Source organism: Thalassobacillus cyri, from assembly GCF_900107755.1.
GTDB classification, from domain to species: domain Bacteria; phylum Bacillota; class Bacilli; order Bacillales; family Halobacillaceae; genus Thalassobacillus; species Thalassobacillus cyri.
In genome coordinates, this window is the sequence record NZ_FNQR01000009.1 from 78184 (window position 1) to 90924 (window position 12741).

The window sequence follows — 12741 nt, forward strand, 5'->3', positions numbered from 1 at the left end:
GGTAAAATAGGAGGCATCTTTTTTAGTTGATTAGTTTTTTCGATAGCGGGGATACGCCGAGACTTTGTACAACAAGAGAAATCAATACAGCTGCAAACGAAAGAGAAACAATCATCCCGACATCTCCTGAGCTTTTGGATTGCAAACTTAGAATTAGAAAGATGGACATGGTACCTTTCAAGCCTGACCAGGATATCAGGGAGGCCTCACGCCAGGAAATCCGGTTTCTCCAATGGGGAAAAAGCTGTGTAGTTCCTGTGATGATTATAAAACGGATAATCAGAGACGCCGCAAAAATTATTATGGCAAATCCCCACGCTCCAAAGGCTAAAGACTTCGCTGCTTGAATGCCGATCAATAAGAAGATTAGTGATAAAATAGTCAGTTCGGCAATGCCCCAGAATCCATCCAACGTATCTTTGAAATGGTCTTCCTTAATTGTTCTTCCATATTCAAACGAAAGCATGATGCCCGCAAAGACAGTGGCTAATACGCCTGAAACACCAATATGCTCTGCTATATTAAAGATACCATAAGCTAATATGATGCTTAACATCACCTGATATTGACGGTTATGAGTAAAGTGGACGGCTTTACTCATCAACCAGCCGAATAAGACTCCAAGAACAACGCCTCCAAGAGAAACGAGTAAGAATTCTCCAAGGAAAGATAAAACGCTGAACGACTTACTTTGAGTAAGCATTCCGGACAGGACGGTAAAGATGACAATGCTTGTCCCATCGTTGATTAAGGATTCTCCTTCGACGACATCAGCAATTTTTTCATCTCCAGCAGATTTTTTTAAAATCGACACAACAGAGACAGGGTCTGTAGGTGTCAAAATGGAAGCGATGATTAGTGCGCCTAAGAAAGACAGCGATACAAACGGTCCGCTTATGGCATATATTGCTGCACCAAGCAGCGTGACTGTCAGCATGATTCCAATTGTAGCTAAAAAGCTGATGATACCAGCATTCTTTTTCAGTTCATCTGGGGAAAACCGGTAGGCTGAAGTAAATAACAATGCTGGAAGGAAAACATGATAAATCATATCCTTGGTCACTTCTATAGAAGAAAAATAAGGAATAAAAGAAAGTCCGATACCAATGATCACCAAAACCGTCGGTACTGGTAAATTCTCTTGTTTTTTATCGATGGTAAAGATGAGGTAGCCAATGAATAATAGCAAAATGATTTGAGAAGTAGACAAAGATATCCTCCCCTTTTGAATGCTAGTTTTCCATTCCCGCTAATATGCGCCATAAACGTCTGAAACGGGATTTATTTTTGGGCAGACATATTTTTTGGCCGATCAGAAGGGCGTTAGGGTTGATATCAGGGTTTGCATTCATTAGGTCTTTGACGCTCAAATCGTTGTTGACAGCAATATGATAGAAAGTATCTCCGGGCCTTACAGCATATATTTGCGGGCAATCCTCGGAAGGCAGGGGAAGCGGGATAGATATCATTTGACCTGGTATTAAAAAGTAAGGGTGGATACCAGGATTCTCGGTAATCAGGTCTTGCAACGACACATTAAAAAAATGAGCAATATAATATAAGTTATCCCCTGGTTGGATGAAATAAAAGTTTTTCTCGCGATAGATCGGATGCTCAGGTATCCAACAGGGAAAGCCGGCTTGATCTGTAAAATAGGCATACGGATTAGTGCTATTATTTATATGCATATTATAAGGATGCATCGTCTAATTGCTCCTTTCGATGATATATCATAGTGATATTCAAAAACCTCACACATGTGATTGGAAAGAAGATAAGGTTAGTTTTTAGGGGAGAGGGGGTATAAACGGTAGAACGGAGGGATGGAATTGAGCGATAAAAAACAAGATAGAAAAAATTTAGATAGACAGATGAAAGAAGAAGAAAAACAGCCAAAAGATCATGCGGATAGTCCTGATCGTCAATTTTATATTCCATCACAGATCGTTAAAGAATTTGGAGAGAAAGGCAGAGATCATCTGGCCAAGCCGTTTCGGGCTCAGATGCTGCTGGCATTTACTGCTGGCTCCTTCATGACCTTTGGAGCCGCTTTTTCAATTTTGCTGGGTATCGGTATAGAAGCGGAAGGACTCTATTATCTGCTATCTGGCTTAGGTTTTGCGGCCGGTTATGCGATGGTGTTCATTTCAGGTGCAGTGTTGTTCACTGAAATCAATGTAATGCTCCCGACGTACAAATTTCATATAGCTGGGTTGATGCATATGGACATGGTGAAGTTCTGGCTTTCTTCTTATTTAGGAAATATTGTCGGAGCGTTATTTGTAGCTATACTCATTCAAGCGTCAGGTTCATTATCAGAACCTTTTTATACAGAAATGCAGTCATTACTGGATAAAAAAATGAAGTTTATGGACTTAGGAGCAGCCGGCTGGTTTGAAGTAATTGTGTCTGGTATTCTTGCTAACTGGCTGATTGGAATGGCAGCATTCTTAACGACAGCTGCCAGGGATATCACTGGTAAGTTACTTGGAACCACTCTCCCAGTAATTTTGTTCGTGGCAGGAAACTTCCAGCACAGTGCTGCGAATATGGGTTATTTCAGTATTGGAGTTTTGTCGGAAACTTCCTATACGTGGTATGAGTTCATTTTCTTTAACCTTATACCTGCAAGTATCGGAAATATAATCGGAGGAGCTTTATTGGTCGCACTTCTTTTCAGTTATGCGTACAAAGAAGACCTTAAACCTTAGAAACATTAAGAAGTAGAAAAACCTGCTGCACAGGATTCATCGAATGGTGCAGCAGGTTTTTTATGGACTATCACAAAAAATTTACTAGCTTGAAAATGTTAGGCCCACGAGTTATAATATTAAAGTAAATCGTAATGATTACTATTTAAAAATCCGCTTCGATTTCTAATAAATAGCTTATAAGAAAGGAGGTACAGTATGGCTAAAAAGTCAAAAGTAGTAAAAGAACAAAAGCGTCAAGAAATGGTAGCTAAATATGCGGAATTGAGACAAGAATTGAAAGCACAAGGCGACTATGAGGCTTTAAGGAAACTTCCGCGGGATTCTTCACCGACACGTTTGACCAAGCGCTGTGAAGTGACTGGACGACCACGTGGTACAATGCGTAAGTTCAACCTTTCCCGTATCAAGTTTCGTGAACTAGCCTACAAAGGCCAGCTCCCAGGAATCAAAAAAGCAAGCTGGTAAATAGCGGATATGAACGGATATAAAATCACCATGTCATCTAAGGCATGGTGATTATTTGTATTTATATGATTTATTCAAAAAAATTTAATCTTCCATCACGTTTCCTTCTGCTGGAATTGGATTTTGTTTCAAAATCCGAGCTAGATGGATCAGGTTATAAGCTTCCATCTTAATATTGTTACGGGTGAAATCATTCTCGATTCCATTCGCTTCAATGTAAGAAGGGCCGGGACCAGCTACTCCAACCCAGTAGGCATCCACATTAGGGGGAATATTAAATCCTAAGTGAGAGAGAGCGTATAGAATTGAGCCTGCTGCATTTTTTGCTCCGTCTTCATTTCCGGTAACAACCGTTCCTGCAACTTTATTATAATAAATCGATTGCCCTTTATCGTTGGTGACACTTGCTCCCCCATTGATACGTTCAATCGCTAGTTTAGCCAGACTGCTTTTTTCACCAGTCCATACCGGTGAGGCAAGCACCAAAATATCTGCTTCTTTGATTTCTTCGAAGATTTTCGGCCATTCATCGCCTCCTCCAAGATCATCGCTTACCCCGAATTTAAGCGCGTAATCTGCCAGGCGGATAGTTTTGTGGGATACTCCTTCTTTATCGAAAACCTTTGTTAACTCATCGGAAAGAGCTTCCGTATTAGAAGGATCATCTTCACTTGTTTTAAAAGACGCATTTAGAATCAATGCTTTCAATTCGGCCATGACTATTATTCCTCCTTTTTGTATATCTCTTTTCCCGAAATGAAGAGGATGAATCATAGAAAATTATTTTGTCGAATCAAGGCATCAATCTGGTAATAAATACCTACTATTTTGGGATTGCGTTATCAAAACTACGTGTGTTAAATTTGCATTAAATAAAGATATAGCACCTAAGTATTGTTGAAGAATCAATCTTCTGAAAATTAAAAATACTATAGGGGTTAATCTTTATTAAGCCTGGTTAGGTAACTCCCATAACCTAGTTCGTATTGTACTGGGAGATTTATGGGAATCTCCTAATACACTATTTAAAGGAGGGTGAGCTGCTGTGACGATCCTGTTTACCAAAGGCCGTGAACTGTTTGAAGAAGATGCAAAGAACCAGGCGTTCAAAGGAAAACCAGAAGAAAACAGTCGAGCGAAAACTCGTAGTGGTAAGTTTTTGTCTTTTGCAAAAAAGCGTAAGTAAGCTATTTTAAGATGGCTTGGTCTTTGGAAAAGTGAATAAAGGCAGGATCAACGAAACATGGGATAAAACGCAGCAGGTCATCAGGTGCACTCAGATACCATCTGAACATGGTGACAAAACTGATATAAAATACGCATGAACGTAGATGAATCCTATGTTTGCGGTTGACATTGCATAAAAGAAGAACCTTTTTGGATACATACATCCAAAAGGGTTCTTTTTAGACAAAATTAGAAGACAATTTTAGGTTTTAACGTGTGTACACCGGGAATTGCCTACTACAATACATTGAAAGGAGGGTTGAAAAGTGACGATCCTGTTTACCAAAGGCCGTGAGCTGCTTGAGGAAGATATGAAAAATCAAGCATTCAAAAAGCAGCCAGAGCAAAAACAAGCACAGAAAAAAAGTGGCAAAGCAACGTTGTTTTCTAAAAAGAAGTAAGTCTTTGGGTATCCACAATTAAATAGAACAGGATCAACTATTTCATGGGGATGACTTGGTGGCAGTCATCAGCCAACATCATACTCCGCTATGATATACAAACTCGCAAATGAGGATGATAAACATTATCGTACGTTATAGTTTTACACCACATTTGATTCCTATGTTTTTAGTTGTTTCAAAAAAATAAAACAGAATCCTTCTGACATAAAAAGAAGAGGGGTTCTGTTTTTTAATGGATTATCTGGGCTGAGCAATGATTCCATTATGCACTTTGATGTAACCGTGACGGAGAATATGAAAACCATTCTCATACAGGTAAAAAGCCACATTTGTTCCACAGTCATCAGTTCACGGTAAGTATGGTTCATTACATCTGCCATTACCTGATAATATAGCTTTGAACGTAGTTGGCTGCGTGGTGTTGTCATGACTACATAGCCATCAGGTTTCAAGAACTTCCGGTGCCAATCGACTACTTCACCTTTAAATTCATCAGGAAAATGTTCAAGCATACCTACAGAGAGAACGATATCGAATTCTTTCCCAAAGTCGAGGTTGCGGATGTCTTCCACTGTATAGTCCACAGAAAAATCCTCTTTATAATAAATTTTCGGGGCTCCCGTAGATGGGTTGTGACCCAGAAACGGGTAGCTTTCCGGGAACTCTGTAAACCGGGTAGTCTTACAATATTCATCATAATCGACCATTACTATTTCTGCTCCAGGGTACATAGCCGCTAATTGCATTGCTTCATATCCTTCAGCTGCTCCTAAAAACAATATGCGAGGCTTTTTTAAATCAAGTCCTTCAAATAAAGCCCTTTTTCCTCGCGGGTCCCAAATTCCATCCTGAATTCGATGAGCATAATTCCATAATTGAATTTTCATGATGTCTCCTAAGGCTTCTTTTATGGCAGAAGGTTTGAATGAGGTAACCGCTTTCAAAAAAGCCTGTTTCGATTCAGTCATTTCCTTTGGTACGTCTTTTACAAACCATTCATGGAATGCTTTATTAAAGTAAGACCAGGAGGTTTTCGGAGGCATTTCTGTTTGATATGTTTGTTCCCAGTTCATCCGTTCCTGCGAATAATTTTTGACTTGATAAGGCCTGCCAACATCTTTCCAGGACAGCTGAGACCAATCGTTGACTGTATTAAGTTTAACAAACTTGTTATAGTCTTTTTCGGAAAGTTGGCGTAATTCGACTCGGTACTAATTTAGTACCTCCGTTGTTCCTATATGCTCCTCTTTGTATGGGGTAATTCGGTCAGTGGCGGTTGCTTCCATCATAAAAATTCATCTCCCCTTTAAAATCTGAATATTTAAATTAATTATACCTTTACCTTTATATGGAAAACAACTGAATAATTTATTTTTGGGACAGGTGTAAACTGAGGAAAATCACAAAAACTAAAGCTATACTATTTCAAGAAGGGAGTATGGTCAGTGTTATTACACCTGAAAAAAATATGCGGCAGCATATTGATATTAATGGCACTTCATCCCACAGCAGCATGGGGTGTTCCACTGCAAGAAACAGGAGATTCACTTGCTTGGCGATCTTCTGTTGAGTCTATAGAATCAGGCACGGAAGAGCAGCAGCTTGAAGTCCATTTTATTGACGTAGAACAAGGAGACAGCATTTTCATCAAGTTTCCGAATGGCAAAACAATGCTGGTTGATGCTGGGGATAGAAAAGCGGGGCAAAAAGTAGTTAAGTATTTGAAAGATGCCGGAGTATCTTCTATTGATCAAGTTGTCGCCACTCACCCTGATATTGATCATATTGGAGGATTTTTAGAAGTTTTTACTCATATGGGAGTAAAAAAACTGCTGGATAGCGGAAAAACTTATACCACCGATACGTATGCCGAATATTTGAAACTGATTGCATTGAATGAAATCCCGACACAAGTAGCAGAAGAAGGGCAGCAGCTCCATTTGGATGCAGATGTAAAAGTGCAAGTACTGCATGTCAATCGTAACGAAAAAGAAAACAACCCGGCTTCTATTGTGTTGAAGTTGAGTTATGGGAATATGGATGTATTGTTGACCAGTGACACAGAGGAAAAAAATGAGAAAAGACTGATTAAGCGTTATGATGTTCAAGCAGAAATCCTAAAGGTAGCCCACCATGGTTCAGCAACCAGCAATTCTCAGGCTTTCGTCGACGCAGTCAACCCGGAAGCTGCTGTTTTTTCTTATGATCAAGCGAATGATTATGGCCATCCTGTTCCTAAAGTGGTTGCCAGGTTATATCACCTGGGTACTGCCTTATACTCTACGGCTGAATCAGGGGATATCGTTATCTCCATTGATAAAGATAACTATGACATTGATGCAGACCCTTATGACCCTGGGTTTGAACCTGGACCTAGACAAGGATGATGTTTTGCAATTAAATAAGCCCAGGCAGTAAGCCGGGCTTATTTTTATTCTAAGATTCGGTTCATTTCGTCTACATCCATTTGTCCATTAGGTTCCGTATTTTTTCCGAGTGTCATCATTCCACTGCCTCCACAGACACTGCATGTATATTTCCATTCTTCATCGTCCATCAATAACCCTGCACCGTCGCAGGCTTTACAAATTTGGTTTCGGTCTACCATAATTGTTCCTCCTTATCATTGACTTGTCTTGCTTTGATCCAGTTGATCAGCCCGCCTTTCAGCATCATATCGATTTGTCGATCAGAAAGCGCATGTTCTAATTGAATCGCTTGTTTTCCTTGGACGTTTGCTTTGACTATCGTTCCTGTTTGAATACTTTTTCTTAAGTCATCCAATTGGATGAGATCGCCTTTTTCCAATTTGTCATAATCTTTTTCATCACGAAAAGTAAGTGGAAGTACACCAAAATTCACCAGGTTCTGCCAATGGATTCTGGCAAAGTCTTTGGCAATGACAACGCGGAGCCCTAAATATCTTGGTGCCAGGGCGGCGTGCTCCCGACTTGACCCCTGCCCATAGTTATAACCTCCGATTAAAGCGTGTCCGCCTTCTTCTCTTATTTTCATAGCTCGGTCATAGTAAGTGTCATCGATGATTTCAAAAGAGAATTTGCTTATTTCCGGCAAGTTGCTTCGATATGGTAACACTCTGGAACCGCCAGCAAGGATTTCATCTGTAGAGATATTATCACCCATTTTCAACAGGACAGGGATCTCTAGCCTATCAGGAAGTGGACTCATATCAGGGATGGATGCGATATTCGGTCCTTTTTCTAACGTTACTTGCTTCGCTTCTTCAACCGGCAACGGCTTTTCTAACAAATCGACATCAATCGATGGCTGGGTGATTTCCCTTACTTTTGGATATTTCATCTCAAGACTGCGAGGGTCGGTTATTTTTCCTGTAAGAGCCGATGCAGCCGCTGTCTCCGGGCTGCATAAAAACACGCTGTCTTCGCGGGTACCGGACCTTCCAGGGAAGTTCCGGGGCGTTGTCCGAAGGCTATTCCTTCCGGTAGCCGGTGCCTGTCCCATCCCGATACAACCGTTACAGCCTGCCTGGTGTAGTCTGGCACCAGAACTTAATAGGCTTGCAATATGGCTTTCTTTCACAAGATCCGTAAGCATTTGACGGGAAGAAGGGTTGATGTCGAAAGAAATACCTTTCGAAATTTGCTTCCCTTTTACAATTTCGGCAGCTATAGCAAAGTCTCTGTAGCCAGGATTGGCAGATGATCCGACATAGGATTGGTAAATCGGTTCACCTTCCAGGTTTTTGACAGGTACGACATTTCCTGGGCTGGATGGTTTTGCAATCATCGGTTCAATCTCAGCCAAATTGATTTCCTCATCGATATCATAAGTTGCGCCTTCATCTGCGAGGATTTCTACCCAGGCATCTTCCCGCTGCTGGCTTTTCAAGTAACGACGGACTTCTTTATCCGAAGGGAACACAGTTGCAGTGGCTCCGAGTTCTGCCCCCATATTAGCGATGACATGCCGGTCCATAGCACTTAAGTGCTTCAGCCCCGGTCCATAATATTCGATGATTCTACCGACACCGCCTTTCACATCATGGCGCCGCAATAATTCTAAAATCACGTCTTTAGCGCTTACCCATTCGGGAAGTTCCCCTGTGAGCCTGATTCCCCATATCTTTGGCATTTTTACAAAAAAAGGCTCCCCGGCAATAGCCATTGCTACATCGATTCCCCCGGCACCCATGGCAAGCATTCCCATGCAGCCATTCGCACAGGTGTGGCTGTCTGAACCAAGTAATGTTTTCCCCGGTTCAGCCAGTCGTTGCATATGGACAGGGTGGCTTACTCCGTTACCTGGCCGGCTGTAATAGAGTCCGAACCTGCGGGCAGCACTTTGTAGAAAAAGGTGATCGTCCGGGTTTTTATTATCTTCCTGGATGATATTGTGGTCGACATACTGGGCAGAAGCTTCTGTTTTTGCGCGGTCGAGGTCCATTGCTTCAAGCTCCAGCATAACCATCGTCCCTGTTGCATCTTGTGTAAGCGTCTGGTCAATTTTTAAACCGATTTCCTCGCCAGCCTTCATTTTGCCGGAGATGAGGTGACTGTTGATCAATTTCTCGCTGACATTCATAGCCATAGATTTTCCTCCTAATCAAGGACGAAGTACCACTTTGATACAATCGTCTTTTTTTCCATTAAAAATTTTATAACCATGGGCAGCCTGATCCAAAGGCAGGTGGTGGGTAATGATATCCGTGGGATCAATTTCCTCGTTCACGATTTGCTGGTACAGCGTTTCCATATAAGTCCTGGCATGTGCCTGGCCCATTTTTAGTTGGATGTTACGGGAAAAAAATGCCCCTAAAGGAAACATATTGTAAAGACCGCCATAAACCCCGGTAAGCTGTACTGTTCCACATTTTTTCACAGCTTTAGCAGCGATTTGAATGGGACCCAAAGTTCCGCCTTGTAATTTTAACTTCTGCTGAGCAAATTCTAATGGCGATTTCTTCCCGTCCATTCCGACACAGTCAATGACAACGTCTGCACCGCCTTGGGTTACTTCTTTTAAAACCTCTCCCATATCCTCATGAGCTGTAAAGTCAAATGTATCTGTTTTGTTAGTAAGCTTGGAATGGTTCAGCCTATAAGGCAGGTGATCGACAGCAATTACTCTGGCTGCGCCTTTCTGCCAGGCAAATTTCTGTGCCATTAAACCCACAGGACCACAGCCCAGGACAATTACTGTGTCTCCAGCTTTAACCCCGGCATTTTCAACACTCCAGTAAGCGGTAGGGAGGACATCGGATAAAAACAACAAAGCATCGTCGTCCAGCTCGCAATCCTTTGGAATGAGGAAAGGGGTATAGTTGCCAAATGGCACCCGCAGGTACTCTGCCTGGCCGCCTGGATAGTTCCCGAATTTTTCTGAGTAGCCAAAGTAACCGCCTGAATCGTAATGCGGATTGGCGTTGTCACATTGGCTTTCCTGGTGGTTATGGCAATAGGGACAGGTACCACATGCCACAGTGAATGGAATGACGACCCGGTCACCTTTTTTCACTTTGGTTACATCTTTTCCTATCTCTTCCACAATTCCCATTGGCTCGTGTCCAATGACATACCCGATCGGAAGAGGGTAGTTACCCTGATAAAGGTGTAAATCTGACCCGCAAATCGCGGTCGAGGTGATTCTGATAATGACATCTTGAGAGTCTTGAATAGTTGGGAAATCTGTTTTTTCAACACTGACAGAATATTTACCTTGATAAGTGACTGCTTTCATGGCTCCTCCTTGGATTGTTTTTCTATGTGTTAAGATAGCCTGTTTGTCGTATCTTATGTATGAATAAGCGGGTTTGTATGTTTTAGTGAGGCCGGTTACAAACTATACCGGGTGGAAGGAGTTCGGATTATGAGTAAGCAGCAAACTGATTCACAAAAGAAAATACCTTGGTGGCAGCTGACACTGATTGGTGTAGGCTGCACGATTGGTACAGGTTTTTTCTTAGGATCCGCATTAGCAATCAAACGAGGAGGACCTGCTGTTATTCTTACTTTTCTTCTTGCCGCAGTAGGGACATACATTGTCTTTGATGCCTTAGCCAGGATGACTGCAGAAGATCCGGAAAAGGGTTCGTTCCGTTCGTACGCAAAAAAAGCGTACGGCAGATGGGCAGGATTCAGCAATGGATGGGTATATTGGACATCAGAGCTTTTGATTATGGGTAGCCAGTTGACTGCCCTTGCGATATTTTCACAATTCTGGTTTCCTAATATGCCATTATGGTTGTTATCAGCGATTTTTGGCGTGTTAGGTATCGGGGTGATCATTACAGGTGTGTCGGGGTTCGAACGCTTTGAAAATATTTTTGCGGTAATCAAGACAGCAGCAATTGTAATGTTCATTATCATAGCAGCTTTAGCTGTGACAGGTGTGTTAGGAGGGGAACATGCTGAGCGTACATTTGAGTGGACCAGAGGAGGGCTGTTTCCTGCAGGGATGACCGGTTTGTGGGCAGCGTTGATTTATGCGTTTTATGCATTTGGGGGAATCGAAGTGATGGGGATTATGGCAAATGAATTGAAAGATCCGAAGGAAGCCCCGAAATCGGGTAAAGTAATGCTTATCTTGCTTGCTGTCATTTATGTTGCATCACTAGGGTTAGCAATTTTTCTTGTTTCCTGGGACAAATTTAATGCGGATGAAAGCCCCTTTATCACCGCATTAGCTAAATATGATTTGGCTTTTGTACCACATGTTTTCAATGGTGCGTTGGTAATAGGCGGATTTTCTACAATGGTAGCTTCCCTTTATGCCATTACCACCATTCTTTCAACGCTTGCGGAAGATAAAGATGCCCCGGCGTTTTTTGCAAAAACCGGCAAACGCGGTGTTCCATACCATGCCTTGTGTTTAACCATTTCGGGTCTGATCGCATCGATAGTCGTAGCTCTGTTGCTCCCTGAAAAAATTTATGAATATTTAACAACAGCTGCCGGGTTGATGCTGCTCTACACATGGATTTTTATATTGTTTTCTTATAACAAATTGATGGATTTGCCAGGTAAGGCAAAAGTGAAACGATGGGTTGGACTCCTATTGATTGCAGCAGCTGTCAGCGGGACAGTACTGGATAGTGCGAGCAGGATCGGTTTCTTCATCAGCCTTTTATTCTTGGCAGTAATAGCTCTGGTGACCTTTTTGATGAGAAAGAAATGGAAGGAAGCTTCATGACTTTTTAAAGGAATCTGCAAATGGACAGCCGGAAAATGAGGTTTGATCATCTCTTAAAAAGTATTGTTTTGCTTCCAGATTATCTGTCTGGCCGTACCATTTCAGTTCAGGGTGGGGGCTTATAAGATCATAGTTGCAAAGCCTTTTGCGGATTTTTTCTTTTATCAACGCTGCAGGAGAATGATCATGAAATTTTTCCAGTATGATTCGCGGGGTGATGGCCAGCATCAAGTGAGGAAAGTGTCTGCTCTGCCGGTTTTTATGGGCCGGGGTAGCACAAAAAACAAAATACCCGACCCCATTAAAGTGGAATTCCCATGTATGGTCTAGGGGATCGATTGGAATGTGTGCGGGCCATGTGTGTTTGTTGATTTTGACCACTTCCTGCAGCAATGACCAGAATAGCTTTTCATAGTCCAACACATTCAAATTCTGTTGTTGATCGTCAATAAAAATAATCAATGATGTGTAATCGCCTAATGTCTCATAGCGAGCTGTGTATGCCTGTAAAAGTGTTACTAATTGCTTAGCGGTGGGGGTGGTTTCAAAACGATTACAAAAGCCATATAAAAATTGGTCCAAGGCAAACCCTTGAGTAGCAGGAATACAAGGGAAACGTTTCTCTTTATCTGACATCTTGGATTCAAAGGATTCATAAGCCCGGTACTGCCAGTCGTGTGTTGTGTACCTTTCTTTAATGCTTTTTCTATTTAAGAGTTCCATTAATTTTCTCCCTCCTCTTCCCATATAGCCTATTAAGC

The 12741-nt window shown here is 41.8% G+C and carries 14 protein-coding genes; 6 read left to right on the top strand and 8 right to left on the bottom strand.

All coding sequences use genetic code 11. The features are described 5' to 3' along the window. Window positions 1-22: 22 nt before the first annotated feature. Window positions 23-1210, bottom strand: a complete 1188-nt coding sequence (locus BLV00_RS11975) for a cation:proton antiporter (protein ID WP_093045215.1) — start codon at window positions 1208-1210, stop codon at window positions 23-25. Window positions 1211-1232: 22 nt separating this feature from the next. Further along, the gene (locus BLV00_RS11980) at window positions 1233-1688 is read right to left on the bottom strand and encodes a LysM peptidoglycan-binding domain-containing protein (protein ID WP_245728957.1); all 456 of its coding nucleotides are present in this window, start codon (window positions 1686-1688) and stop codon (window positions 1233-1235) included. A 141-nt stretch (window positions 1689-1829) separates the two neighbouring features. Between BLV00_RS11980 and BLV00_RS11985 the strand changes: the two genes are divergently transcribed. Together BLV00_RS11985 and rpsN are read left to right on the top strand one after the other, a co-directional pair. Beyond that, complete coding sequence (locus tag BLV00_RS11985; RefSeq protein ID WP_342722601.1) at window positions 1830-2711, top strand: formate/nitrite transporter family protein; 882 nt, start codon at window positions 1830-1832, stop codon at window positions 2709-2711. A gap of 198 nt (window positions 2712-2909) precedes the next feature. After that, on the top strand, window positions 2910-3179 hold the full coding sequence (gene rpsN, locus BLV00_RS11990) for a 30S ribosomal protein S14 (protein WP_093045217.1): 270 nt from the start codon (window positions 2910-2912) through the stop codon (window positions 3177-3179). 84 nt (window positions 3180-3263) lie between these two features. Here the strand turns inward: rpsN and BLV00_RS11995 are convergent, their stop codons facing one another. After that, complete coding sequence (locus tag BLV00_RS11995) at window positions 3264-3896, bottom strand: flavodoxin family protein (protein ID WP_093045218.1); 633 nt, start codon at window positions 3894-3896, stop codon at window positions 3264-3266. A gap of 328 nt (window positions 3897-4224) precedes the next feature. Between BLV00_RS11995 and BLV00_RS21985 the strand changes: the two genes are divergently transcribed. Continuing rightward, window positions 4225-4365, top strand: coding sequence for a hypothetical protein (locus BLV00_RS21985; RefSeq protein ID WP_176791491.1), 141 nt, complete (start codon window positions 4225-4227; stop codon window positions 4363-4365). A 307-nt stretch (window positions 4366-4672) separates the two neighbouring features. After that, window positions 4673-4807: a hypothetical protein gene (locus BLV00_RS22555; RefSeq protein WP_281243021.1), complete on the top strand. Its 135-nt coding sequence runs from the start codon at window positions 4673-4675 to the stop codon at window positions 4805-4807. Window positions 4808-4968: 161 nt separating this feature from the next. On the opposite strand, the gene BLV00_RS12000 is transcribed toward BLV00_RS22555, so the two are convergent. Then, window positions 4969-5883, bottom strand: a complete 915-nt coding sequence (locus BLV00_RS12000) for a class I SAM-dependent methyltransferase (RefSeq protein WP_245728958.1) — start codon at window positions 5881-5883, stop codon at window positions 4969-4971. A gap of 372 nt (window positions 5884-6255) precedes the next feature. On the opposite strand from BLV00_RS12000, the gene BLV00_RS12005 reads away from it, so the two are divergent. Further along, window positions 6256-7197 carry a ComEC/Rec2 family competence protein gene (locus BLV00_RS12005; RefSeq protein WP_093045219.1) on the top strand — a complete coding sequence of 314 codons (942 nt, stop codon included), beginning with the start codon at window positions 6256-6258 and terminating at the stop codon, window positions 7195-7197. Between the two features lie 44 nt (window positions 7198-7241). Here BLV00_RS12005 and BLV00_RS21990 read toward each other — a convergent pair whose 3' ends face one another. From BLV00_RS21990 to BLV00_RS12015, 3 genes are read right to left on the bottom strand one after another with little or no spacing between them, the layout of a single operon-like run. After that, window positions 7242-7418, bottom strand: coding sequence for a hypothetical protein (locus BLV00_RS21990; RefSeq protein ID WP_176791493.1), 177 nt, complete (start codon window positions 7416-7418; stop codon window positions 7242-7244). After that, window positions 7412-9379 carry an aconitate hydratase gene (locus BLV00_RS12010; RefSeq protein WP_093045220.1) on the bottom strand — a complete coding sequence of 656 codons (1968 nt, stop codon included), beginning with the start codon at window positions 9377-9379 and terminating at the stop codon, window positions 7412-7414. The genes BLV00_RS21990 and BLV00_RS12010 overlap by 7 nt, the downstream gene beginning before the upstream one ends. A gap of 15 nt (window positions 9380-9394) precedes the next feature. Then, window positions 9395-10528: a zinc-dependent alcohol dehydrogenase gene (locus tag BLV00_RS12015; RefSeq protein ID WP_093045221.1), complete on the bottom strand. Its 1134-nt coding sequence runs from the start codon at window positions 10526-10528 to the stop codon at window positions 9395-9397. Window positions 10529-10657: 129 nt separating this feature from the next. Here BLV00_RS12015 and BLV00_RS12020 point away from each other — a divergent pair, with 129 nt between their 5' ends. Further along, complete coding sequence (locus BLV00_RS12020) at window positions 10658-11980, top strand: amino acid permease (protein WP_093045222.1); 1323 nt, start codon at window positions 10658-10660, stop codon at window positions 11978-11980. Here BLV00_RS12020 and BLV00_RS12025 read toward each other — a convergent pair. Next, entirely contained in the window at window positions 11975-12703 is a 729-nt protein-coding gene (locus BLV00_RS12025) for a YqcI/YcgG family protein (protein ID WP_093045223.1), read from the bottom strand. The two genes, BLV00_RS12020 and BLV00_RS12025, sit on opposite strands and share 6 nt — an antisense overlap. Window positions 12704-12741 lie beyond the last annotated feature (38 nt).